Consider the following 24,058-nt stretch of genomic DNA (forward strand, 5'->3'; position numbering starts at 1 on the left):
ATAAGGCTACCACAGGGAGATAAAAGATGCCATAGGGAAAAGGTTAAGATTGTTTGAATAAATAGAAAACACGCGGCAGGCGCTCCTTTTGAAAGCCATAAAAAAGGCGGCCCCGGCCGAAACCGGAAGCCGCCCCAATAAACAAAAAGCCACACCGCAGCCGGTGTGGAACTTCTGTGTCGCACGGTATGTACTGTCGAGTTTATCGATCGCTGACGATAACCTGCTCATCGCCGCCAAAAATCAATTCGTCGACATCCGTGCTCTGGATGTCAGTCCACTTCATGGCCTCAACCCCCTTTCTAGATTTGATGACTTTATTATAGTGCAGTGAAGGTCAAGAAACAAGGGACAATTGTACAAAATTGATAAATAAATTGTAAACAAACTGTGTATTTTTGTGTCGCAAAAAATTCCTTGCTATTTTCTGCCCTGTGTGCTATACTATCAAAGTCAATTTCAGATGCAGGTGTAGTTCAATGGCAGAACGTCAGCTTCCCAAGCTGAACACGAGGGTTCGATTCCCTTCACCTGCTCCAGCATAAGAAACCTGCTTTTGACCCGGGTCAAAAGCAGGTTTCTTATGCGTTTTATTGCTCCCGTTTCACCGTTCCGATACAGATAGAAAAGGAAGAATGAGATGTCTGCCACAAGAAAGACCTACTTTGCCCGGCTGGTGGGGCGCTGCCTAATTTTTATCCTGTGCGTCCTGATGTACCTGTTCTGGCGGGCACCCTTTGCCGTGTTGGACGGGTGGAACTTTTTCAAAATGCTCTCGCCGCTGCATCTGCTGTGGGGCGTATGGGTGGTGGACATGTTTCTCCAGATCATCCCCATCCGGAACAAGGTCCCCCTGGGCTCCCAGAAGCTCTTTGCCAACCGCTTCAGGCCCATCCGGGACAAGATCAACTATGAGGCGCTGAGAAACTATATCGTGGACATCACAAAGAGCGCATACAAGGTGTTTATCCTCTGGTGCCTGCTGATCGCGGGGATCGGGGCGCTGTACTATTCCGGCGTGATCGACAGGATCACGCTGTTCATGATCTCCGTGCTGTTCTATGTGTGCGACCTGATCTGCGTGCTGATCTGGTGCCCCTTCCGGCTGATTATGAAGAACCGCTGCTGCACCACGTGCAGGATCTTCAACTGGGACCATCTCATGATGTTTTCGCCGCTGATCTTTATGGGCGGCTTTTTTGCGGTTTCGCTGGTGCTGATGTCCGCGATGGCGTGGCTGGTGTGGGAGCTGTGCGTCATGATGTACCCGGAGCGGTTCTGGGACCGCTCCAACGCGGCCCTGAAGTGCTCCGAGTGTACGGACAAGCTCTGTACTCAGTACTGCCGTAGATTGCGCGGCGGGGATGAGGCGGCGGCAGGGCACCGGTGAGCTGGAATGGGAGTCCGGATTCTTGACAGCGCTTTTCCACAGTGCTATAGTAACACCTGAAAATTGAATCACGACGATGGAATTCTGGGGGGACTCTGCGGAGTTGAGAAGGTAAAACCTGACCCTATGAACCTGATCTGGCTCATACCAGCGTAGGGAAGCAATTCTGTACCGTTCTCCGAAAAAGACGTGAACAAAGGGTGCTTTCCCCAGGGAAGGCACCCTTTTTATTTTTAGAAAGAAGGAATTTTTATGACAGAACCCAAGAGCTGTTGCTGCTGCCAGCGGGAGGACCTGCCCTGGTCGGGGCGGGGCGCCACGCTGGATATCTCTGGCTGCCGCTTCTCCCTGTACCCCATGGACTCGGACTTTGTGTCCATCATCCTGGGCGCGCTGGAGAAGACCGACACCTCCGCCGTGTGGAGCCAGTCGGACGCCCTGTCCACCGTCTACCGGGGCAAGCTGCCCTATGTGGTGGACGCGGTGGAGGGCCTGTTCATCAACGCCTTCCGCGAGGGGGTCCACATGGCCCTGGAGTGCCAGTTCTCCAAGGGCTGCCCCGGCGACTGCGACGGGGACAGCTTCCTGGGCTGGGAGGGGGAGGCCCCCAACGCCGCCGTGGTGGCGGGCGCCCACTTCCCGGTGCTGTGCAAGATCGCCCTCTACCCCATGGGCGTGCCCGACTACATCGACCACATCGCCAAGGTGTGGCACATGGCGGAGGACGCCGGCCTCCAGCCCACCAGCATCCACTACGCCACCCGTCTGACCGGCGACGTGCAGGATGTGTTCCGCTATCTGGAGTCGGTGTGCCGTCTGATGGAGCAGTCCGTGCCCCACTACATCCTCCACTGCACCCTGTCGGTGAACAGCCCCACGCAGGAGTAAGACCTACATATATATATATAAAAGGAGAATGGTTCCCATGGAAACCAAAAAGGAAGGTATCTGGAAGCTGAAGGACGTTATTTTCGTGACCATGCTGTGCGTGGTTCTGGGCGTGGTCTATCTGGCCGCCGTCTATCTCATCTCGCCCCTGACCGCCGTCTTTGCCCCCACCGGTATGTCCCTGCTGGGCACCGAGCTGATCTTCGGCATCTGGTTCATGGCCCCCACCCTGGCGGCCTACATCATCCAGAAGCCCAGCGTGGCCATCGTGGCCGAGGTGCTGGCCTCCCTCGTCGAGGTGCTGCTGGGCAACATGTATGGCCCCATGGTCATCGTGGCGGGCATTGTCCAGGGCGCGGGGGCTGAGATCGTCTTTGCCCTGTGGCGCTACAAGCGCTTTGACCGCACCACCATGTATCTGGCCACTGTGGGCTGCACCATCACCAGCTTCCTGTGGAGCTTTGTCCGCTCCAACTACATCGCCATCGCCCCGGGTCTGCTGGTGGTGTACTTCCTTGTGCGGCTGGTGAGCGCCTTCCTGTTCTCCGGCGTGCTGTGCAAGGTGATGGGCGACGCCCTGGCCAAGACCGGACTGCTCAAGAGCTACGCCCTGGGCCGGGCTGTCCACAATGGCTGAGCCCATCCTGGCGTGCCGGGACCTGACCTTCCGCTATGAGGGGGAGCCGGTGTTCGAGCACCTGTCCCTGTCGGTGGAGCCCGGCGAGGCCGTGCTGCTGATGGGGCCGTCCGGCTGCGGCAAGAGCAGCCTGGCCTACTGCCTGTCCGGCCTCTATCCGGCCTACGGCGGGGAGCTGTCCGGGGAGATCACCCTGGAGGGCCGTCCCCTGGCCCAGTATGAGATTGCAGACCGGGCCCAGGCGGTGTCCATCCTGTTTCAGAACCCGGACAACCAGTTCTGCATGGACCGGGTGGACCACGAGGTCCTCTTTGCCCTGGAGAATATCAACTATCCCGGCGACCTGAGGGCGCGGATGCGGCAGCTGCTGGCCCTGGTGGGGCTGGAGGCGGTGGAGACCGCCCTGATCCACACCCTGTCCGGCGGCACCAAGCAGAAGTTGGCCCTGGCCACCGCCCTGGCTAACGGGGCCCGGATGCTGATCCTGGACGAGCCCTTTGCCAACCTGGACCCGGGTGCCTGCGCCCAGCTGTCCGAGCAGCTGCGGCAGCTGAACAAGCAGGGGCTGACCCTGCTGATCGTGGATCACCGTCCCGACTACTGGCGGCCTTTCCTGACCCGGGTGCTGATGATGAACCGGGACGGCTCCCTGGAGCCGGGCTGTCTGCGGCCCGACGAGCTGGAGAGCCACCGGGCGGAATTTGAGGCCCGGGGCCTGTTTCTGGACGACCAGTGGCTGGAGCGGCGGCGGCCTCTGCCCCTGCCCCAGCCGGAGACGGCCGCGGTGGAGGGGGAGAATGTGAGCCTGGTGTACGGCCGTAAGACCGTGGCCACGGGGCTGTCCTTCCGGTTCCCCAAGGGGGGCGTCACCGCCCTGGTGGGCCGCAACGGCAGCGGCAAGACCTCTCTGCTGACGGCCATCGCCGGCGCGGGCGGGTACAAGGGCAAGCTGCGGGTGGAGGGCCCTGTGGGCCTGGTATTCCAGAACCCCCGGTTCCAGTTTCTCAGCCTGTCGGTGGAGGAGGAGGTGCTCACCACCCTCCGGGCCGCAAAGCCGAAGGCCGACCCCAACGAGCTTTCCGCTCAGGCGGAGGCGCTGCTGGAGGAGTTCGGCCTGCTGGCCTGGCGGAAGCACTCCCCCTACGCCCTCAGCCAGGGGCAGCAGCGCCGCCTGGCTCTGCTGGCCATGCTGGCGGGGGAGCAGCCCCTGCTGCTGCTGGATGAGCCCACCTACGCCCAGGACCAGCGGGCCACCGCCTTTATTCTGGATTTGCTGGAGCGGCGGGTGGAAGACGGGCTGACGGCGGTCATCGCCACCCACGACCTGACCCTGGCCAGGCGCTGCGCCAACGTCATCTACCTGCTGGAGGACGGCAGGATGGAGCGCCTGACGCCGGAGGACCTGGACCGCTACGCCAGAGAGAGGGGGTGCGTCCCGTGCGGAAGCTGAATCCGGCCTGGAAGCTGCTGACCCTGATCATCGCGTCCCTCATTATGTCGGTGACCTACAACACCAGACTCAATCTCATCACCGCCGGAATTTGCCTGCTGGTGACGGTGTGCACCCCAAAGGTGAACCGGAAGCTGCTGGCCCTGTCCATGATCCCCTTCCTCATCGCCGCCTTCGGCATGTTCATGACGGGCATCCTGTTCCCCAGCGAGGGGGTGCAGCAGGGGGTGGAGATGGCGGCCTTCGGCCAGCGGGTCATCTACGCCAACTCCCTCACCAGCGCCATGCAGCTGGCCTCCCGGGTGCTGGTCTACGGCGGACTGGGCATGCTCTTCGCCTTCACCACCAACTCCATGGACCTGATCATGAGCCTGATGCAGCAGTTCCATCTGCCGCCCAAGTTCGCCTACGGCATTCTGGCGGCCTACCACTTTTTCCCCGTGGTCCGCAGCGAGTTCGGCACCGTGGGCACGGCTCTGAAGGTCCGGGGCATCAAGACCCTGCCCTTCTCGCCCAAGCGGCTGCTGCCCATGCTGGTCCACGCCCTGGAGCGGTCGGAGAGCCTGGCCATGGCCATGGAGTCCCGGGGCTTCCAGGAGGGGCGGCCCAGGGCCGTGGCCTTCCGGGTGGCCTTCGGGTGGATCGATATCGCGTTCTTCATCGGACTGCCCGCGGCGCTGCTGGCGGGGCGGTTCCTGCTGTGACAGGAAGGAGGTCCCATGACCATGACAAAACTGGAAGAGCTGGAGGAACTGCGGGTGAGCCACCCGGTGTTCTCCCCCTTCGCCCTGCTGAAGCTGAGCATGATCCGCTACGGCGCCGTGTTCACCGAGCGGGCTCTGGACAGTATCCAGGGTTCCCCCTACGCCTTTGGGGACGACAACGCCTTTGACATCCGCTTCGGTGGCCGGGACGGCCGCCGGGCCATGCCGGGGCCCATCCTCCTGCGGGATGGCTCCTTTGTGTACGTCAACTACGGGGAACCCTACGAGAACCCCTACACCATTGACTGCGACGGTGGGGTGTACCTGCTCCTGGACGGGGAGAAGCTGGTGGATACTTTGGACTTTGTCCCCCGGCCCGACTTCTACGGCAAGCGCACCAGCCGGGGCACCCCCATGTCGTCGGTGGCCGACGTCCGGGGCCAGAAGCTGATCCTCAACGCCTACCAGCGGTGCCGCCTGTGGGAGGGGGGAGACCAGTGCGGCTTCTGTGCCTTCTTCACCGGCGGACACAGCGCCGGGGCGGTGGACTGCCGGGACGTGTACGAGACCATCCGGGAGGCGGTGAAGGAGCCGGGCCGGTTCTCCGAGATCAGCCTGTCCGGGGGCACCGACTTCTCCGGCGAGCCCCCCTTCTCCGTGGAGATCGACCGGTACATCAAGGTGCTGCAGGCCATCGGCCGCAACTTCACCGGCCGCTTCCCCTGCCAGCTCATGGCCCCCGCCTATCCCAAGGCGGAGTTGCAGAGGATCTATGACCAGACGGGCATCACCTCCTACGCGCCCAACATCGAGGTGTGGGGGGAGGAGCTGTTCAAAGAGCTGTGCCCCGGCAAGCACCGCTGGATTGGCTACGAGGAGTGGATTCGCCGCACCCTGGACGCGGTGGAGGTATTCGGCGTGGGGAAGGTGTGCACCCAGGTGGTGGCCGGGGCGGAGCTGGCGGCAAAGCACGGCTTCTCCGACCCGGAGGAGGCTCTGGAGTCCAACTTTCAGGCCTGCCAGTTCTTTGCCAGCCGGGGCGTCCAGTTCCTGGTGACCATCTGGCGGCCCCACCGGGCCACCCGGCTGGGCTGCCGCCCCATGGCGCCTCTGGACTACTACGTGCGTCTGGCGGAGGGGGTCCACGCCATCCGGAAGGCCCACGGCCTGCACAACACCAACGACGACTACAAACACTGCGGGAACCACCCCGACAGCGATCTGGAAAGGCTGGATTGACCATGGAACTGCCGCGTTTGACCCCTATTGCGCCCCAATATCTGGCCCTGCTCCAGGCGGGGGAGCCGGTGGCCGTGGTGGACGACGGGGAAGAGAGTTTCCCCTTCCGCCCCGCCATCCTTCTGAGTCCTGACGGCGCTGTGCTGGCCCTGGGGCTGGAGCAGGAGCGGACCCGGGCGGGCCGGGGCCTAGTCCGGGCCCTCTGGTTTGGCGGGACCGTGACCCTCTTTTTCCGGGGCAAGGAGGGCGCTGTCCGCCTGACGGCCCGGCCCTGGAAGTGCCACATCACCGGCGGATTGTTCCGGCAGGTGCTGGACCGGTACCGGGGCGAGCACCCCGGCGGCGACCTGTCCGTGGTGTGGGAGCTGCACCCGGTGAAGTGGGAGGATACGGCGGAGCAGCCTCCCCGTCCCCAGCCCCAGGACCTCCTCTCCGAGGCGGAGGTCCACCTGGAGCTGCTGCGGCCCAGAGATACAGAAAATGAAAATTAAACGGCAAAAACAGGCAGGCAGACGCCCATGCGTCTGCCTGCCTGTTTGCGCTGACGTCAATCAGCTCAGCTTGCCGTATACCTCGTCGGTGACGGCCTCCAGCCACTCGTTGGAGCAGTCCTCGCCGGGCACCTCCAGGGCCAGGTGGGAGAACCAGCTGTCCGGGGCGGCGCCGTGCCAGTGCTTCACCTCGGGCGGGATGTTGACCACGTCGCCGGGGTGGAGCTCCCGGGCCTCCCGGCCCCACTCCTGGTAGTAGCCCCGGCCGGCCACGCAGACCAGGAGCTGGCCGCCGCCCTTGGCGGCATGGTGGATGTGCCAGTTGTTGCGGCAGCCCGGCTCAAAGGTCACGTTGTACACGCCCACCTGGCTGGTGGAGAGGGGCTGCAGATAGCTCTGGCCCACAAAATACCGGGCAAAGCCGTCGTTGGGGGCTCCGATGGGGAAGACCATCTCCCGCTGGTGCATGGCCTTGCCGTCCTCACCGTTGTCCTCGGCCCACACCTCCTTGGCCATGCGGAAGGCAGCCCAGGCCTTGGGCCAGCCGGCGTAGAAGGCCGCGTGGGTCAGGATCTCGGCGATCTCCTGCCGGGTGATGCCGTTGTGCTTTGCGGTGGTCAGGTGGTACTGGAAGGAGCTGTCCACCAGGCCCTGGGCCATGAGGGCCACCACGGTGACCAGGGACCGGTCCCGCAGGGAGAGCTTGTCCTCCCGGCTCCACACCTCACCGAATAACACGTCGTCATTGAGCTGGGCGAACTTGGGCGCGAACTCGCCCAGCGCCGCTCTGCCCGCTGTCTGTTTCACTGCCATGCTGTTTTCCTCCTTTTATACGCTATACACTCATTACATGCTGGCCTTCAGAATCTGGATCACATCGGCCCGGGTCAGCTCCCGATAGCCGCCGGACAGGAGGAAGGTGCCGTCGGCGATGCCCTCCAGCATATCCTCCGTGACGCCCAGGTCCCGGATATTCATGGCCACGCCCAGCTCCTTCATCCAGGCCTCCATGGCCTCCAGGCCGGCCTGGGCCAGGGCCCTGTCGTCCTTGCCCCTGGGGTCCACGCCCCACACGTTGACCGCGAAGCGGGCAAACTTGGGCAGGCCGTACTCCATGATGAAGCGGTAGTAGGCCAGGGACACGGCGGACAGGGTCATGCCATGGGTTGCGTCGGTGTAGGCGCCGATGGACTGGCCGATCATGTGGACCTCCCAGTCGGTGGACTTGCCCATGGCCAGCAGGGTGTTCAGAGCCCAGGTGGCCGCCCACATGATGTTGCTGCGGGCCTCGTAGTCCTCCGGGTTGCGGAGGGCGGCCCGGGAGCTGACGATGAGGGACTTCATCAGCCCCTCGGCGATGTAGTCGGTGGTGTTGTCGTCGGTGCCGGAGAAATACTGTTCGCAGATGTGGTTGAAGGCGTCGTAGATGCCGGCCACCATCTGCTTCATGGGCACCGTGAAGGTGTAGGTGGGGTTCAGGATGGTGAATTTGGGCATGACGTTGCTGCCGAACACGTGGCCGATCTTCCGCTTCTGCCGGTGGTTGGTGATGACCGAGCCGCCGTTCATCTCCGACCCGGTGCCCACCATGGTGAGCACGCAGCCCACGGGGATGATCCGGTTGTCCACGTCCTCCATGCGGAGGTAGTATTTCTCCCAGGGGTCCTGGGCGCACCAGGCGGATACGGACAGGGCCTTGGCGTAGTCGCACACCGAGCCGCCGCCCACCGCCAGGATCAGGTCCACGTCGTGTTCCCGGGCGATACGGCAGCCCTCGTACAGCTTTTCCACCGTGGGGTTGGGCATGACGCCGGGCAGCTCGAAGACCTCCTTGCCGCAGCGGTTCAGGATGTCCACCACCTGCTGGTAGAGGCCGGACTTCTTGATGGACCCTCCGCCGTAAGCCAGCAGCACCTTGCCGCCGTAGCCAGCCAGCTCGCCGGACAGGGCCTCCAGGGCCTTCTCGCCGAAGTGTACGCGGGTGGGGTTACAGTATGTGAAATTTCCAAGCATGGTCGTTCCTCCTGTGTGGGCTGGGTCCGTCCGGCTCCAGGCCGGTCCGGACCGCCGGGTTTCGGCCCTCCCCGGCGGGGAGGTTTTCTCTGGTATCAGTGTAGTACAGCCGGCCTCAAATAGCAAATACCCATATTTTATTTCATACTATGCTTTAAAGGCATTTTTGATTCGGGAGGATCAGACGCTCCGGCCCTGCCTGCTGACGCGCACGGGCTTGAAAACCGCCGGGTTCTCCGTATAATATAGAACATGGCTGACCAATGAGCCCCAAGACCATCGGAAACGCTGGGAGGCACACATGTCAAACACCACCAAACAGGCGCTGGAGGCGTCGCTGAAGCGGATGCTGCTGAAAAAACCGCTGGACAAGATCACCATCCGGGACATCACGGAGGACTGCGGAATCAGCCGCATGGCCTTTTACTACCACTTCAAGGACATCTATGACCTGATCGAGTGGGTCTGCGTGGAGGATGCGACCCGGGTCCTCGCGGGTAAAAAGACCTACGACACCTGGCAGGAGGGGCTGCTCCAGATTTTTGAGGCAGTGCTGGAGAACAAGGCCTTTGTGCTCAACGCCTGCCGCTGCATCAGCCGGGACCAGATGGAGCGCTTTCTCTTCAAGCTGACCTACGGCCTGATCCGCGGCGTGGTGGACGAGAAGAGCCAGGGCGTGGACATCTCCGAGGAGGACAAGGCCTTTATCGCTGAATTTTACAAGTACAGCTTTGTGGGGATCATGCTGGACTGGATCAGGCAGGGGATGCAGGGGGACTGCCGGACCATTGTCCGGAAGATCAGCGCCACCATGCAGGGGAACGTATCCAATTCCATCCGGAATTTTGCCGCAGACAGATAAAAACTTTACAAAAGGGGCCCGGTGATAAAAAACTGATCACCGGGCCCCTTTTGTAAATGGCGGTGGGGCGGAAAAGTGGGTAGGATATAGCCACACACAGATGTGCGACCGCGAGAGCGGTGGAATATGGAAAGGTGGCTATTCTGATGGCAAAGAATCTTGGAAAACTGACTGCTGCGGCCGCGGGCCTGGCGGGCGCGGGTGCGGCTGTGGTGCTGGCGAAGAAGGCGGCCCAGGCCAGAAAGGCGCCGGAGGTCCATGAGCAGGAGAACGGCGGCTACCGCAACACAGAGCTGGGACGCCACGGGAAGAACAAAAAGGGCATCTACTACTCGAGCGGCAACTACGAGGCCTTTGCCCGGCCGGAGAAGCCGGAGGGCGTGGAGGAGAAAAATGCCTATATCGTGGGCAGCGGTCTGGCCTCTCTGGCGGCGGCCTGCTTCCTGGTGCGGGACGGCCAGATGCCCGGCTCCCACATCCACATTCTGGAGGCCATGGACATCGCCGGCGGCGCCTGCGACGGCATCTTCGACCCCAGCCGGGGCTATATCATGCGGGGCGGCCGGGAGATGGAGAACCACTTCGAGTGCCTGTGGGATCTGTTCCGCTCCATCCCCTCCCTGGAGAAGCCGGGGGCCTCGGTGCTGGACGAGTTCTACTGGCTCAACAAGCACGACCCCAACTACTCCCTGTGCCGGGCCACGGTGAACCGGGGCCAGGACGCCCACACCGACGGAAAGTTCAACCTGAGTCAGAAGGGCTGCATGGAGATCGTGAAACTCTTCATGACCCCCGACGAGGACCTGTACGACAAGACCATTGAGGATGTGTTTGACAGCGAGGTGTTCGACTCCACCTTTTGGCTCTACTGGCGGACCATGTTCGCCTTTGAGAACTGGCACTCCGCTCTGGAGATGAAGCTCTACTTCCAGCGCTTCATCCACCACATCGCCGGCCTGCCCGACTTCAGCGCCCTGAAGTTCACCCGGTACAACCAGTATGAGTCCCTCATTCTGCCCATGCAGAAGTATCTGGAGGCGGCTGGGGTGGACTTCCAGTTCGGCACCGAGGTGACCAACGTGCTCTTTGACATCAAGGGGGGCCGCAAGGTGGCCACCGCCATTGAGTGCCGGGTGAAGGGGGCGGAGAAGGGGATGCTGCTCACCGAGAACGACCTGGTGTTCGTCACCAACGGCTCCTGCACCGAGGGCACCATCTACGGCGACCAGGACCACGCCCCCAACGGCGACGCGGAGGTGCGCACCAGCGGCTGCTGGAGCCTGTGGAAGAACATCGCAAAACAGGACCCGTCCTTCGGTCGGCCGGAGAAGTTCTGCTCCGACGTGTCCAGGACCAACTGGGAGTCGGCCACCATCACCACCCTGGACGACAGGATCATCCCCTACCTCACCAACATCTGCAAGCGGGACCCCAGGACGGGCAAGGTGGTCACCGGCGGCATTGTCAGCTGCCAGGATTCCAAGTGGCTGCTGAGCTGGACCATCAACCGGCAGGGCCAGTTCAAGGCCCAGGACCCGGAGAAAGTGTGCATCTGGGTGTACGGCCTGTTCACCGACGTGCCCGGCGACTATGTGAAAAAGCCCATGAAGGAGTGCACCGGCCGGGAGATCACGGAGGAGTGGCTCTACCACATCGGTGTGCCGGTGGAGCAGATCCCCGAGCTGGCGGAGCACAGCGCGGTGTGCGTGCCCACCATGATGCCCTATATCACCGCCTTCTTCATGCCCCGGGCCAAGGGCGACCGGCCCGACGTCATCCCCGACGGCTGCGTCAACTTCGCCTTCCTGGGCCAGTTCGCCGAGACGCCCCGGGACACCGTGTTCACCACCGAGTACTCGGTCCGCACGGCCATGGAGGCGGTCTACGGCCTGCTGGGTGTGGACCGGGGCGTGCCCGAGGTGTGGGGCAGCGTGTACGACATCCGGGATCTGCTGGACAGCTCGGTGTGCCTGATGGACGGCAAGTCTCCTCTGGAGATGGAGCTGCCCGGGCCGCTGAACCTGGTGAAGAAGCCGGCCCTCAAGTTCATCAAGGGGACCGTGATAGAGAAGCTGCTGCGGGACCACAACATCCTCCGGGACGGGATGCTGTGAGCGGCGCGGATACCCACCAATATCTCTGCAAACAGATACCCGTATGGCCCGGGGGCGTCCAGCCCCAGGCCATACGGGTATTTTGCCTGCTTTTCTTTGCGTTTTTACTGGAACAGGACGCTGACATCGCCCATGGTGCAGTAGACCTGGATGGTCTTTTCGCTGCCGTTGTCAATGGAACGGCTCCCTTTTGGACCGCCGAGGGAGAGGTCGCCCACCTGAATGTGACCCAGGCTGTATTCCAGCTCAAAGTTGTAATCCGACGATGCTCCCTCCAGCTGCAAAACCGTCTGGCCCTGGAGGTGCTCCACATCGGCGCTGCCGTCCAGGCGGCCTGAGTAGTAGATGGCCCCCTGCGTACAGCTGGTGGACAGCGCCTCGGTGTCAATGCCCTCAACGGTCAGGTTCCCGCCGGAGGCTGTCAGAGTGACCTGTTCAAAGGTGATGCCTTCGGGTACGGTCACGACGATGGGGATGTCCTGGGTGGTGCTGGCGGAGACGACGTAGGCGTTGTCCTCAATGTACGCCTCGCACTCGGCTTCGCTGCCCTCGGACAGGCCGAATTCCGCGCCCTCCACGATCTTGACTGCCCCGAGGGCGGCGGAACAGCGGAGCTCCGTCACAGCGGCCTGTGCGTCTTCGCCCCCCGATTCCGCAGGGGTTCCCACCTCCGGGCCGTTTGTATCCCCGGAGGAATCCCCGCCTTCCGCTTCGCCGCCGGAAGGCGCAGGCGTTCCCACTGTAATTGATTCCGACTGGGAGGCCGAGGGCGTCCCGGAGACAGGGGAGGACGGGCTGCCGTCCCGCTGATAGAGATAAATCACCGCCGCAGCCAGAACGATCACGGCGGCCAGCAGGACAAGAAGCAAAATATTGGTTATTTTTTTCATATATTCCACCTCATTTATTATTATACACTATTTTGTTCCAAGTGGGAAATAAAATAATGTGATACGGCAAGAGAAGGCAGCCTGTCTCCGGCTGTCGGAGTGGTCGTAAGGACAGCTGTATGGGACGAGGAAAGTCGTCGGAAACAGGAGACACCAGGGCTCTGACCTGGCCAATCTATGATAAAAAATTAACGCCAGGTAGTTGCAGAAACTTTTTGACGGTGCTAGAATACAGGTGTTGGCAGAGATCTTGATCTTGTGCTAACTCAATACTTAAGAGGGTGAAAAAATGAAAAAGGTGCTCAGTATCGTACTTGCACTGGCCATGTGTCTCTCGCTGGCGGCCTGTGCACAGAACCCGAAGGAGTCCACGGAGCCTTCCGACTCCGTGAAGCCGACGGAGGAAGCCGGCATCTACACGCCCGGTACCTACACCGCCACTGCCAGAGGGCATGAGGACGGCGTTCAGGTCACTGTGACTGTGGATGCCAACAGCATCACGGACGTGACGCTGGATGTCTCCAAGGAGACGGAGAGCATCGGCGGCGCCGCCGCGGATAAGCTGAAGTCTCAGATCATGGATGCCCAGAGCGCGGAGATCGACGGCGTGTCCGGCGCCACCGAGACCAGCAACGCCGTGAAGATGGCGCTGCAGGACTGCCTGAACCAGGCCATGGGCGTCAGCTCCGACGAGAAGACCCCCGTGGCCGACGGCACTTACAGCGGCACGGCCCCCAGCTTCGGCCTGACCAGCCAGATGACCTGTGAGGTCACCTTTGAGGGCGGCAAGATGACCGACATCCAGGTGACCGAGGAGAGCGACAGCGCCACCGGCGAGTGGTTTGCCAGTGCCCAGGAGCTGTTCATCCCCCGCGTGCTGGAGAGCCAGTCCCTGGCCGTGGACGCCATCACCGGCGCCACCACCTCCTCCAACGGCATCCGCAACTGCGTGGCCGCGGCCATTGACGCGGCTGGCGGCGACAGCTCCCAGTGGTACACCGAGATCCCCAAGAAGACCGACACTGTCAAGCTGGAAGGTTATGACGTCATCGTAGTGGGCATGGGCGGCTCCGGCGTCCTGTCCTACTGCGCGGCTGCTGAGCAGGGCGCCACTGTGTTCGGCATCGAGGCGGCCGGCAAGATCGGCGGCGACTCTGTGTGCACCTACGGCCCCATGGCCATCAACAGCCAGTACCTGAAGGACCTGTACAACAACGGCGAGGATTATATCAACGCCGACGATGTGTACAACACCTGGATGGAGTACGTGGGCAGCGACGAGAAGGCGGACGTGATCCACGAGGCCGTGTACAACTCCGGCTCCGCCCTGGACTACTATGTGGACAACTTCGGCTTTGAGTTCGAGGGCATGGGCCTGCTGGGCAGCTTTGTGGTGCCCGAGTGGACCAAGCTGTGGTGCGTGTACAGCGCGGACGACGACAACACCTCCTGGAACATCCTGGGACCCAACAAGACCTTCCAGTTCACCAGAGCCTTGGAGACCGCCAACGCCATGAACGAGAAGAACGAGTACATGACCGAGCTGACGGCCACCAGCCTGATCTTTGACGACGACGGCAAGGTGATCGGCGTCAACGCCCAGTACTACGACGGCACCACCTATGAGATCTACGGCAAGACCGTGATCCTGGCCACCGGCGGCTTCCTGGGCAACGACGACATGATGAACGAGTACCTGGGCTCCACCGTCTCCACCATCGGCGACACGGTCAACGACGGCACCGGTATCCAGATGGGTATCTCCGCCGGCGGCGCCACCTATATGATGGGCACCCTGCCCATGGTCCACATCTCCCAGGTGCCTCACCTGATCCGCACCGACGACCTGACCGCGGACCAGAAGGCCATCCTGACCGCCCTGGCCCTGACCACCGATCAGAAGATGATCACCACCGAGGGCAACGTGTGGGGCAATGAGAACCAGAGCGGCACCGAGGACGAGGGCATCACGGTGGAGATCGTGTATGCGCCCGACTACATGTACTATGTGGTGTACTCTCAGGAGGACATCGACAACATCCGCACCAACGGTCTGACCGAGGCCCAGGCCAACGCCACCTCCCAGTTCCTGAGCCAGGGCGGCACGCTGCCCGCTGCCGGCACTCCCGTGGAGGACATCGACCAGATCCTGCAGGTCGGCGAGGAGTACCAGAACGTGATCAAGGCGGACAGCATCGCGGATCTGGCCGCTGCCATCGGCTGCGATGAGTCCAACCTGACGGAGGCGCTGGGCGGCGTGGACACCACCTACTACGCGGTGATCTGCGACAGCTACGCCTACGCCACCGTGGGCGGCCTGGACGTGGACGTGAACATGAACGTGCTGCGTGAGGACGGTACCCCCATCGAGAACCTGTTTGCGGTTGGCCAGGATTCCGAGGGCGTCTGCAACGCGGACGGCAAGGCCTATACGCCTTGGGGCGGCCAGGCCCAGTCCTGGACCTTTGTGTCCGGCCAGATCGCCGGCACTCAGGCCGCTGCCGTTGCCGCGGCTGCGGAGTAAAAGCAAAATAACAAAGTGGGCTGCCATAGGCAGCCCACTTTGTTTTTCCTGTAAACAACGAGAGGGTGATGCGCCGCATCGCCCTCTCGTTTTATAGAATAGAAAGGATTCACGCCAGAGAGAAGATAACCTGTACCGTCCCGTCTCCCAGAATCTCCTTCAGACCGGCCGGGTCGTTGATTCTGGCCAGCCGGGTGAAGCTCCAGGTGTTGGTGTCATAGTAGATGGTGATCTGGTTTCCCTGGTAGAGAATGATATCGCCCGGTTCTGTGGTGATCTGCGTGTCGTTTCGGGTCAGGGCGGTGCCCAGCGGACCCACTTTTTCGAATCCGCCGTAGTCCTCCATCTCGACGGTCACCGGCCCCTGAGCCAGAAGGGCTTTGAATTCCTCTGCGGAGCTGTTGTCCTCAAAAGCGGCCAGCAGTTCCCGGTCTCCCACTGTGATCTTCAGCATCGCTTCCTCCTGGCTGGGCTGTGTTCCTTCGGACTGCTGGGGGGTCTCCTGCTCCTGGACCGCCGTCTGGGCTGGGGGCGTGCTGCTGTGCTCTGTGGGCGCCTCCCTGACGGTGCAGGCGGCCAGGCTGAAAACGGCGAGGAGCGTGCAGAGCAGCCGTATCATAAAATCCCTCCTTTTCAAGCCGTCACTTCAGGTACTGGAGGAAAAACTGCTGGATCTTGTCAAAGGGGATGATGTCCTTCCGGTCGTAGAGGTCGGTGTGGACCGCGCCGGGGATGATGAGCAGCTCCTTGTTGCCGGCGTAGGGGTTGTCCCGCACCATGTCGGCAAAGGCGTCCCGGCTGAAATAGCAGGAGTGGGCCTTTTCGCCGTGGATGACCAGCACGGCGCTGCGGATCTCGTTGCTGTAGCGCAGGATGGGCATGTTGAGGAAGGACAGGGAGGAGGTCACGTTCCAGCCCTGGTTGGAGTTGAGGGACCGCTCGGTGTAGCCCCGCTGGGTCTTGTAGTAGTCGTAGTAGTCCTTCACGAAGAAGGGGGCGTCCTGGGGCGGGGGGTCCACCACGCCGCCCGCCCGGGCGTAGGCGCCGTTTTTATAGTCCTGGGTCCGCTGGGCGTTGAGGGCCTTCTTGGTCTCATACCGGGCGTCGGCGCTGTCGGCGGCGTCAAAGTACCCCTTGGCGTTCACCCGGGTCATGTCGTACATGGTGGAGGTGACGGTGGCCTTGATGCGGGTGTCCATGGCGGCGGCGTTGAGGGCCATGCCGCCGAAGCCGCAGATGCCCAGAATGCCGATCTTCTCCGGGTCGATGAAGTCCCGGGTGGAGAGGAAGTCCACCGCGGCGGAGAAGTCCTCGGTGTTGATGTCGGGGGAGGCCACGTTCCGGGCCTGGCCGCCGCTCTCCCCGATGAAGGAGGGGTCAAAGGCCAGGGCGGCGAAGCCGCGGCTGGCCAGCTCCTCGGCGTACAGCCCGGAGCACTGCTCCTTTACCGCGCCGAAGGGGCCGGACACGGCCACGGCGGCCAGCGTTCCGGCAGCGCCCTTGGGCAGGTACAGGTCGCCCGAGAGCTCAATGCCGTAGCGGTTGTGGAAGCGCACCTTCTCCCGGGTGACCGTGTCACGCATCTGGAAGGAATAGCCGTTGTATCTGGATTGCATGTGTTTTCCTCCTTATCGTCTTCAGATGTGCAGGCCCATCTCGTAGGCCGCCGCCAGCTTTTCGGGCTGCTTTGCCATGTCGCCGGGGTCGTTGGCGCCGCCGCCCCGGACCACACCGGCCAGCCGCGCCTGCTGGAAGCAGGCGATCCAGCCCTCCAGACCGCTGACAGGGCCGTCTGAGGCGTCGTCGCCCTCGGCGGAGGCCGTGAGCAGATAGATGTCCCGGAAGGCGTAGTCGGCGGAGAACAGGGGATTGGCCCGGTCCAGCAGGGTCTTCAGCTGGCCGGACAGCTCGTAGTAATAGACCGGGGTGGCGAAGCAGATGATGTCCGCAGCGCCCATTTTCTCCACAATGGCGGCGGCATCGTCCTGGATCACGCACCGAGGGGCTTTCAGGCAGGCCATGCAGCCGGTGCAGAAGCGGATGTCCTTGCCCCGCAGAGAAATAAATTCCACCTGGTGGCCGGCGTCCCGGGCGCCCTGGGCAAACCGCTGGGCCAGCAGGTCGGAATTGCTGTCCCGGCGCAGGCTGGTGGAGACGATCAGAACCTTTTTGCTCATGCCTCATCCTCCTCGCTGATGGTGCGTATAACTTTGGCGGGCACGCCGCCCACAACGGTGTTCTCCGGTACATCCTTTGTGACCACGGCCCCGGCGGCCACGATGGCCCCGTCTCCAATGGTCACGCCGGGCAGCACGGTGGCGTTGGCTCCGATCCACACGTTTTTCCCGATTCGGATGGGCGCGGGGACCATGCTGCTCCGGTCCTTGGGGGACATGACGTGGTTGAGGGTGGCCAGCACCACGTTGTGGCCGATGAGGGCGCCGTCGCCGATGAAAATGCCGCCCTGGTCCTGGAGCTTGCAGCCCATGTTGAGAAAGACGTTTTTGCCCACGTGGATGTTCTTTCCGCAGTCGGTGTAGAAGGGCGGGAACATGCCGAAGCTCTCGTCCACCGGCTGGCCGGTGAGCCGGGAGAAGAGGGCCCGCAGCTCCTCCGGCGTATGATAGCCGCTGTTGATCTCGGCGGTGATCTTCAGGGCCTCCTGGCTGACGCCGTGCATGAACTGGTGTACTTCACCGCCGCCCTTCACCGGCCTCCCGCTGTTGAGCCCGTTGAGAAATGTCTCTAGATCCATATTGCGCTCCTGTTATACATAGTTTCTGTCCCTATTTTATCATCCGCTGGATATAATAACAAATACCTATAGAGAATATTGTACTATGCTTGAAACCTATGACTGCCCCGTGGTATGATGGGCGTATCCGGAGGTGGTATGATGGAATTGCGAGTGCTGCAATATTTTCTGGCGGTGGCGCGGGAGCAGAACATCTCCGCGGCGGCCCAGTCCCTGCACCTGACCCAGCCCACCCTGTCCCGGCAGCTCCGGGAGCTGGAGGAGGAGCTGGGCAAGCAGCTGATGATCCGGGGCAGCCGGAAGATCACCCTGACGGAGGACGGCATGCTGCTGCGGAAGCGGGCGCAGGAGATCCTGGAGCTGGTGGACCGGACGGAAAAAGAGGTCATGCACACGGACGATACGGTGAGCGGGGATATCTATATCGGCACCGGGGAGACCGACGGGGTGCGCCAGATCGCCCGGGTGGCCCACCAGCTCCAGGACAGCTGTCCGGGCGTCCGCTTCCACATTGTCAGCGGCGACGCGGTGGACGTGTGCGAGGAGCTGGACAAGGGGCTGCTGGACTTCGGCGTGCTTCTGGGGGACATGGACAAGACGCGGTACCACTACATGGAGCTGCCCATGAGGGACATCTGGGGCGTGCTGATGCGGCGGGACAGTCCGCTGGCCCGGCAGGACACCGTCTCACCCCGGGACCTGTGGGACAAGCCCCTGATTCTCTCCCGGCAGATGGACAACAAGAGCGGCCTTTACCGCTGGCTCAGGAAGGAGCAGGCGGAACTTCACACGGTGGCCACCTACAACCTGATCTACAACGCGTCCCTGATGGTGGACGAGGGGATGGGCTACGCCTTCACCCTGGACAAGCTGGTGAACACCACAGGCAGCGACCTCTGTTTCCGGCCGCTGAAGCCAAGGATGGAGCTGGGCATGTACCTGGTGTGGAAGAAGTCCCAGCGTTTCTCCCGGGCGGCGGAGCTGTTCCTGGAGCGGGTGCAGGAGCAGCTGGCCCAGGAGCAGGAATGACGCGCTGATTCCCACTAGGACATAAAAGCGGACGGCGCCCTGGAAAAACAGGGTGCCGTCCGCTGTGTTATGGAGTGTTTACTTCAGGTCTGTCTGCGGCAGGAGCAGGAAAAGCGGCGGCTCAGCGCGCGGATCTCACGGTACTTTGCGGTAGCCTCAGCCCACTCCTCCGGGATGGCCTCCGGGCCGTACCAGAGGCCGGCCAGGCCGCCGGCCACAGCGGCGGTGGTGTCGGTATCGTCGCCCAGATTGACGGCTTCGAGCACGCATGTCCGGTAGTCGCAGGTGGTGAGGAGGCACCACAGGGCGGCCTGGAGGGTGTGGAGGACAAATCCGCCGCTGCGGATCCGGGCCTCCTCCCAGTAACCGATCTCCGGCAAGGAACAGAAGTCGCCGTACACGGAGGAGAACGCGGGGTCTTCCCGGTAATAGGACAGGGCGGAGTGGATTCCCTGGGCCACTGCGGCATGCAGATCATCGCCCCGGCACAGCTGAAACAGCACGGTGCAGTAAATGCCGCAGGCCATCTGGCAGCGCGGGTGGGCGTGGGTGCAGATAGACGTGTTATGGATCAGCCCGGCGGCTCTGGCGTCCAGGCCGTCATTCCCGTACTGCCCGACAATGTAGAGGGCGGTGGGGAGTATCCGCATCAGAGAACCGTTTCCGCAGGTATTTTCCGCGGTTTCACCGCATTGCAGCGGAGCGGTTCCCTTGAAAAAGTTGAAAATGGCGTGCCTTGTCGTGCCGCCTACGTCAAACACCTCGCCATGGGCCGTGTTGGAGGCGTTCCACAGCCAGTCTGCAAAGCGCCACATCAGGTCGCTGTAGTCCACCCCCGCTTCCATGAGAGAATCCATGGTGCAGAGGGTCATGCTGGTGTCGTCGGACCAGGTGCCCGCGGGCTGGTGATGGGCCCCTCCGTCCCTCATGCCGCGCACCGGGTCTTTACGCAGCGCACTCCGGCTCATGAACTCAGCCGGCACGCCGAGGGCGTCTCCCACCACAAAGCCCAGAATCCCGCCCTCTACAAGCTGAGAAAAGTCCCGCTCTGTTCCTGCCATCCGTATACCTCCCCTTGCTCGGCGTATTTCCAATGCCATTATATCCATATCCCTGTGGGAAGACAATCATATTGTTCCAGATTTCGACAATGTGTGCCCGAGGCGGGGGAGGCGCTGCGCCTTGCCCGCCTTCCCGCAAGCAGTTATAATAGGAATATGGCATGATGGAAGGAGCATATCCGATGGAAGTCCATATTCCCGATCTGTTTGACCTAAAGAAGATCGCCGACAGCGGCCAGTGCTTCCGGGCCGTATCACGCCCCGACGGGACATACCGGTTCATCACCGGAGATCAGGTGCTGTACATCCAAAAGGCGCCGGATGGGTGCTACCGGGTGAGCTGCAGCCAGGAGGTCTGGGACCGTGTCTGGCGCCCCTACTTTGATCTCGAACGGAATTACCGGGAGATCAGCGCCGCCATCCCGGAAAAGGACGCCTTTCTGCGGCGGGCGGCCCAGGCGGGCGCGGGGATTCGCATCCTCCGCCAGGACCCCTGGGAGACGCTGGTCACCTTTATCATCTCCCAGCGCAAGAGCATCCCGGCCATCCGCTCCGTGGTGGAAATGCTCAGTGAGCGATACGGCACGGCAGTTCATGTATCCGGCGAGACCCTCCATACCTTCCCCACGGCGGCGCAGATGAGGGATGTGGGCGAGGAGGATTACATCGCCTGCAAGGCCGGATACCGGGCACCCTATCTCTGCGACGCGGTGGAGCAGGTCCTGTCGGGACGCCTGGACCTGGAAAAAATCTCTGCCCTCCCGGATGACCAGCTGATCGCCGCGCTGGAAGGGGTGCGGGGCGTGGGAGTAAAGGTGGCCAACTGCGTGGCCCTGTTCGCCTATGGCCGGGCGGCCTGCGCCCCGGTGGATACCTGGATCAGGAAGATCATCCAGCAGGAGTACAGGGGCAGGAATCCCTTTGACAGGTACGGCGCTGCGGCCGGCATCATGCAGCAGTATTTCTTCTATTACGCCCAGAGCCACAAGGCGGAGACGGCGTAAAATCAGAAAAGCCCGGGGCTGCACGCAGGCCCCGGGCTTTTGCGAAAATAGAGGGGTATTGCAGGCCTAACGGGGACTTCGGACAGGTCCGCTTTTCCACCCGTTGGACCATTCCAACTGCTCCGCGTGTCTGTTCATTTTGAATGGCCGGCAATCGTATCCAGGCAGTTTTTGACGTGGTTGATAAGCCCGGCCACGGCGGGGGAGAAGGTCTCGGCCTTTTTCCAGGCCAGCACCGTGCTGGACTCCAGCGGCGGAGAGAGGGGGACGAACCGCAGGTTGTCGTAGGTGCAGTGGAGCCTGATGGTGAGAAAGGCGCCCATGCGTGCGCCGGCCAGAAGGGCCATGTTATAGGGCAGATTCCCGGTGGCGGTGATGTGGAGCTGCTGGGCGCAGGGCCCGAACCACCGCTCCATCTCCTGCTGGATCAGCTCCCGCCGGGTCAGGATCAGGGGGATGCCCGCCAGATCTTCCGGCGTGACCGACTCCTTCCGGGCCAGAGGGTCGTCCTGGTGGATCAGAACGCCCCACTGCTCCTTGACCGGCATCCGGATGAAGTCGTATTTGCTGATGTCCACCGGCTCCAGCAGCAGGCCCAGATCCAGCGTGCCGCCCTCGATCCGCTCCTTGGTGTGGTCGGCGTTGCCGCTGTAGAGCTGATAGGTCACCTCGGGGTGGAGCGCCTGGAAGGAGGCCAGCATCTCCGACAGCAGGGACATGCCCTCCAGGTCGCCGCTGCCGATGGAGATCTCCCCCCGCAGCTGGTCCTTCTGGCGGAATTCCTGGGCTGTCTTTTCCGCCAGGTCCACCAGCTCCTGGGCCCGGCGGCGCAGGAGCATGCCGTCGTCGGTGAGGACGATGTGGTACCGACTGCGGTGAAAGAGCTGTACGCCCAGCTCCTCCTCCAGCTGCATCAGCTGCCGGGACAGAGTGGGCTGGGTCAGGTGGAGCAGCGCCGCCGCCCTGGTGATATTCTCCTCCCGGGCCACCGCCAGAAAATATTTCAAAACACGCAGTTCCATGGCCAAGCCTCCTTTTCTCCATGCTATCATCTCCGGCCGGAGGACGCAAGGGAGAAATGCCTTTAAAGAATATTTTAAGATAATAAATGAGCATTTTACATTTTTACTGATAGGCAGTACAATTGTGCCAAAGGAGGAGATATGTATGAAAAAAGCATTGGTTGCCTATTTTTCCGCCAGCGGGACCACCGCGAAGGCGGCAAAAGCCCTGGCACAGGCCGCAGGCGCGGAGCTCTATGAGATCAGACCCGCGGTGCCCTACACCCGGGCGGACCTGAACTGGATGGACAAGAACTCCCGCAGCAGCGTGGAGATGGGGGACAAGAGCTCCCGCCCGGCCCTGGCCGACATGGACGCCCCTGTGGCGGACCACGACGTGATCTTCCTGGGCTTCCCTGTCTGGTGGTATGTGGCCCCCACCATTATCAACACGTTCCTTGAGGGCTATGATTTTACCGGCAAGACCATTGTGCTCTTCGCCACCTCCGGCGGCAGCGGCCTGGGCAAGTCGGCGGCCGGACTGAAGGCCAGCGCCCCCGGGGCCAAGATCCTGGATGGCCGCATGCTCAACGGCCGCCTGAGTGAGGCGGAGCTGAAAGCCTGGGTGGAGGGGCTGAAGCTGTGATGGAGTATATCAGACTGGGCGGCTCCGACCTGAAGGTGTCCCGTATCTGCATGGGATGCATGGGGTTCGGAGACGCCCGAAACGGCCAGCACTCCTGGACCATCGACGAGGCCCACGCCCGGGAGATCATCAAGCGGGGTCTGGAGCTGGGGATCAACTTCTTTGACACCGCCATCGCCTACCAGAGCGGCACCAGCGAACAGTACCTGGGCCGGGCGCTGGGGGACTTTGCCCGGCGGGACAAGGTGGTGGTGGCCACCAAGTTTCTCCCCCGCACCAACGGAGAGATCGAGGCGGGGATCAGCGGCCAGGAGCACATCCGGCGGATGGTGGACAAGAGCCTTCAGAATCTGGGCATGGACTACGTAGACCTGTACATCTGCCACATGTGGGATTACCGGACGCCCCTTTATGACATGATGGAGGGGCTGAACAACGCCGTGAAGGCGGGAAAGGTCCGGTATATTGGCATCTCCAACTGCTTTGCCTGGCAGCTGTGCAAGGCAAACGACCTGGCCGAGCGGGAGGGCTTTGCCAAATTCGTCTCGGTCCAGGGACACTACAACCTGATCTTCCGGGAAGAGGAGCGGGAGATGGTTCCCTATTGCCGGGAGGAGAATATCGCCATGACGCCCTACAGCGCCCTGGCCGGCGGACGGCTGTCCAGGCATCCGGGGGAGACCTCCAGGCGGCTCCAGGAGGACAGCTACGCCCATCTGAAGTATGACGCGGCCCGGGACCAGGACGCCCCCATTCTGGCCCGGGTGGCGGAGCTGGCCGACCGCAGGGGCGTGTCCATGACGGAGATCTCCCTGGCCTGGCTGCTGACCAAGGTCACCGCCCCCATCGTGGGCGCCACCAAGCTCCGCCATGTGGAGGGAGCGGCAAAGGCGGTGGAGCTGAAGCTGACGGTGGAGGAGTGCGCCTGGCTGGAGGAATGCTACACGCCCCACCCCCTGGTGGGCGTGATGGCGCAGAACACGGCCCCGGCAGCGGGGGAAGCCCATGTCTGGTCTGTGGGCAGCCAGAAAATCTGATATGAGGCACAGCCATAGGGGCGGCGGAGCCAAGCGATCCCCGTGCCCATAGCTGTCGGAGAAATAAAAAATAGGACGCGACGGAGTGGAAGCCCTGCTCCGCCGCGTCTTATTTTATGGGATATATGCCAGAACATCAGCCTCTCCGGACCGAGCCGGCCCAGGTAAAATTCCAATCTCCCAAACTGCGGGAAATGGAATGCAAAATACTGATATTGGATGGTCACCCATGCATGAACTACACGGATGTGTTTGTCAAACGAAAATGTGAGCAAAAGGGCCCCAAAAAAGTGAGCACCTTCAGCACCAGATTTCATGTCGTG

Annotated in this window: 24 protein-coding genes, 1 tRNA gene and 1 riboswitch; of the genes, 16 read left to right on the plus strand and 9 right to left on the minus strand. The window is 62.2% G+C overall.

Annotated features, from left to right (window positions below):
- Positions 1 to 88 precede the first annotated feature (88 nt).
- From WMO64_RS07200 to WMO64_RS07240, 9 genes are all read left to right on the plus strand, one after another.
- Positions 89 to 334, plus strand: a complete 246-nt coding sequence (locus WMO64_RS07200; RefSeq protein ID WP_349231541.1) for a hypothetical protein — start codon at positions 89 to 91, stop codon at positions 332 to 334.
- 131 nt (positions 335 to 465) lie between these two features.
- Positions 466 to 539, plus strand: a tRNA-Gly gene (locus WMO64_RS07205).
- A 101-nt stretch (positions 540 to 640) separates the two neighbouring features.
- Positions 641 to 1,390, plus strand: coding sequence for a hypothetical protein (locus WMO64_RS07210; RefSeq protein WP_349231542.1), 750 nt, complete (start codon positions 641 to 643; stop codon positions 1,388 to 1,390).
- Between the two features lie 76 nt (positions 1,391 to 1,466).
- Positions 1,467 to 1,566: riboswitch (TPP riboswitch) on the plus strand.
- Between the two features lie 76 nt (positions 1,567 to 1,642).
- A complete protein-coding gene (locus tag WMO64_RS07215) occupies positions 1,643 to 2,278 on the plus strand; it encodes a YkoF family thiamine/hydroxymethylpyrimidine-binding protein (RefSeq protein WP_349231543.1) in 636 nt (211 codons plus the stop codon).
- Between the two features lie 37 nt (positions 2,279 to 2,315).
- Positions 2,316 to 2,915, plus strand: a complete 600-nt coding sequence (locus tag WMO64_RS07220; RefSeq protein WP_294518541.1) for an ECF transporter S component — start codon at positions 2,316 to 2,318, stop codon at positions 2,913 to 2,915.
- On the plus strand, positions 2,908 to 4,365 hold the full coding sequence (locus tag WMO64_RS07225; protein ID WP_349231544.1) for an ABC transporter ATP-binding protein: 1,458 nt from the start codon (positions 2,908 to 2,910) through the stop codon (positions 4,363 to 4,365). Before WMO64_RS07220 ends, WMO64_RS07225 begins: the two co-directional genes overlap by 8 nt.
- Positions 4,353 to 5,069, plus strand: a complete 717-nt coding sequence (locus WMO64_RS07230) for an energy-coupling factor transporter transmembrane component T family protein (RefSeq protein WP_294518547.1) — start codon at positions 4,353 to 4,355, stop codon at positions 5,067 to 5,069. The genes WMO64_RS07225 and WMO64_RS07230 overlap by 13 nt, the downstream gene beginning before the upstream one ends.
- A gap of 21 nt (positions 5,070 to 5,090) precedes the next feature.
- Complete coding sequence (locus WMO64_RS07235; RefSeq protein ID WP_349231545.1) at positions 5,091 to 6,308, plus strand: radical SAM protein; 1,218 nt, start codon at positions 5,091 to 5,093, stop codon at positions 6,306 to 6,308.
- A 2-nt stretch (positions 6,309 to 6,310) separates the two neighbouring features.
- Positions 6,311 to 6,799: a hypothetical protein gene (locus WMO64_RS07240; RefSeq protein ID WP_349231546.1), complete on the plus strand. Its 489-nt coding sequence runs from the start codon at positions 6,311 to 6,313 to the stop codon at positions 6,797 to 6,799.
- 60 nt (positions 6,800 to 6,859) lie between these two features.
- Here WMO64_RS07240 and WMO64_RS07245 read toward each other — a convergent pair whose 3' ends face one another.
- Positions 6,860 to 7,612 carry a carboxymuconolactone decarboxylase family protein gene (locus WMO64_RS07245; RefSeq protein WP_349231547.1) on the minus strand — a complete coding sequence of 251 codons (753 nt, stop codon included), beginning with the start codon at positions 7,610 to 7,612 and terminating at the stop codon, positions 6,860 to 6,862.
- A 33-nt stretch (positions 7,613 to 7,645) separates the two neighbouring features.
- Positions 7,646 to 8,812, minus strand: coding sequence for an iron-containing alcohol dehydrogenase (locus tag WMO64_RS07250; protein WP_294518562.1), 1,167 nt, complete (start codon positions 8,810 to 8,812; stop codon positions 7,646 to 7,648).
- 301 nt (positions 8,813 to 9,113) lie between these two features.
- Between WMO64_RS07250 and WMO64_RS07255 the strand changes: the two genes are divergently transcribed.
- Entirely contained in the window at positions 9,114 to 9,674 is a 561-nt protein-coding gene (locus WMO64_RS07255; RefSeq protein WP_294518565.1) for a TetR/AcrR family transcriptional regulator, read from the plus strand.
- A 146-nt stretch (positions 9,675 to 9,820) separates the two neighbouring features.
- A complete protein-coding gene (locus tag WMO64_RS07260; RefSeq protein WP_349231548.1) occupies positions 9,821 to 11,788 on the plus strand; it encodes an oleate hydratase in 1,968 nt (655 codons plus the stop codon).
- Positions 11,789 to 11,892: 104 nt separating this feature from the next.
- Here WMO64_RS07260 and WMO64_RS07265 read toward each other — a convergent pair whose 3' ends face one another.
- Positions 11,893 to 12,678 (minus strand): hypothetical protein, encoded by a 786-nt coding sequence (locus WMO64_RS07265; protein WP_349231549.1) that lies wholly within the window; start codon positions 12,676 to 12,678, stop codon positions 11,893 to 11,895.
- A 289-nt stretch (positions 12,679 to 12,967) separates the two neighbouring features.
- On the opposite strand from WMO64_RS07265, the gene WMO64_RS07270 reads away from it, so the two are divergent.
- Entirely contained in the window at positions 12,968 to 15,202 is a 2,235-nt protein-coding gene (locus WMO64_RS07270) for an FMN-binding protein (protein WP_349231550.1), read from the plus strand.
- A gap of 109 nt (positions 15,203 to 15,311) precedes the next feature.
- On the opposite strand, the gene WMO64_RS07275 is transcribed toward WMO64_RS07270, so the two are convergent.
- The 4 genes from WMO64_RS07275 to WMO64_RS07290 are packed head-to-tail and all read right to left on the minus strand — an operon-like array spanning position 15,312 to position 17,957.
- Positions 15,312 to 15,821 (minus strand): cyclophilin-like fold protein, encoded by a 510-nt coding sequence (locus WMO64_RS07275; protein WP_294518578.1) that lies wholly within the window; start codon positions 15,819 to 15,821, stop codon positions 15,312 to 15,314.
- 22 nt (positions 15,822 to 15,843) lie between these two features.
- Positions 15,844 to 16,818 (minus strand): alpha/beta hydrolase, encoded by a 975-nt coding sequence (locus WMO64_RS07280; protein ID WP_349231551.1) that lies wholly within the window; start codon positions 16,816 to 16,818, stop codon positions 15,844 to 15,846.
- A gap of 21 nt (positions 16,819 to 16,839) precedes the next feature.
- Positions 16,840 to 17,379 (minus strand): flavodoxin family protein, encoded by a 540-nt coding sequence (locus WMO64_RS07285; protein ID WP_349231552.1) that lies wholly within the window; start codon positions 17,377 to 17,379, stop codon positions 16,840 to 16,842.
- Positions 17,376 to 17,957, minus strand: coding sequence for a sugar O-acetyltransferase (locus tag WMO64_RS07290; protein ID WP_349231553.1), 582 nt, complete (start codon positions 17,955 to 17,957; stop codon positions 17,376 to 17,378). Before WMO64_RS07290 ends, WMO64_RS07285 begins: the two co-directional genes overlap by 4 nt.
- A 141-nt stretch (positions 17,958 to 18,098) precedes the next feature.
- On the opposite strand from WMO64_RS07290, the gene WMO64_RS07295 reads away from it, so the two are divergent.
- On the plus strand, positions 18,099 to 18,986 hold the full coding sequence (locus tag WMO64_RS07295) for a LysR family transcriptional regulator (protein WP_349231560.1): 888 nt from the start codon (positions 18,099 to 18,101) through the stop codon (positions 18,984 to 18,986).
- A gap of 83 nt (positions 18,987 to 19,069) precedes the next feature.
- Here WMO64_RS07295 and WMO64_RS07300 read toward each other — a convergent pair whose 3' ends face one another.
- Positions 19,070 to 20,047, minus strand: a complete 978-nt coding sequence (locus WMO64_RS07300) for an ADP-ribosylglycohydrolase family protein (RefSeq protein ID WP_349231554.1) — start codon at positions 20,045 to 20,047, stop codon at positions 19,070 to 19,072.
- Positions 20,048 to 20,229: 182 nt separating this feature from the next.
- Between WMO64_RS07300 and WMO64_RS07305 the strand changes: the two genes are divergently transcribed.
- Positions 20,230 to 21,051 carry a DNA-3-methyladenine glycosylase family protein gene (locus WMO64_RS07305; RefSeq protein WP_349231555.1) on the plus strand — a complete coding sequence of 274 codons (822 nt, stop codon included), beginning with the start codon at positions 20,230 to 20,232 and terminating at the stop codon, positions 21,049 to 21,051.
- Between the two features lie 134 nt (positions 21,052 to 21,185).
- Here WMO64_RS07305 and WMO64_RS07310 read toward each other — a convergent pair whose 3' ends face one another.
- Positions 21,186 to 22,073, minus strand: a complete 888-nt coding sequence (locus WMO64_RS07310) for a LysR family transcriptional regulator (protein WP_294518596.1) — start codon at positions 22,071 to 22,073, stop codon at positions 21,186 to 21,188.
- 145 nt (positions 22,074 to 22,218) lie between these two features.
- On the opposite strand from WMO64_RS07310, the gene WMO64_RS07315 reads away from it, so the two are divergent.
- Positions 22,219 to 22,698 (plus strand): flavodoxin, encoded by a 480-nt coding sequence (locus tag WMO64_RS07315; RefSeq protein WP_294518599.1) that lies wholly within the window; start codon positions 22,219 to 22,221, stop codon positions 22,696 to 22,698.
- Positions 22,698 to 23,735 (plus strand): aldo/keto reductase, encoded by a 1,038-nt coding sequence (locus tag WMO64_RS07320; protein WP_349231556.1) that lies wholly within the window; start codon positions 22,698 to 22,700, stop codon positions 23,733 to 23,735. The genes WMO64_RS07315 and WMO64_RS07320 overlap by 1 nt, the downstream gene beginning before the upstream one ends.
- Positions 23,736 to 24,058: the final 323 nt, after the last annotated feature.

It is taken from the genome of Pseudoflavonifractor intestinihominis, from assembly GCF_040096055.1.
Classification (GTDB): domain Bacteria; phylum Bacillota; class Clostridia; order Oscillospirales; family Oscillospiraceae; genus Pseudoflavonifractor; species Pseudoflavonifractor intestinihominis.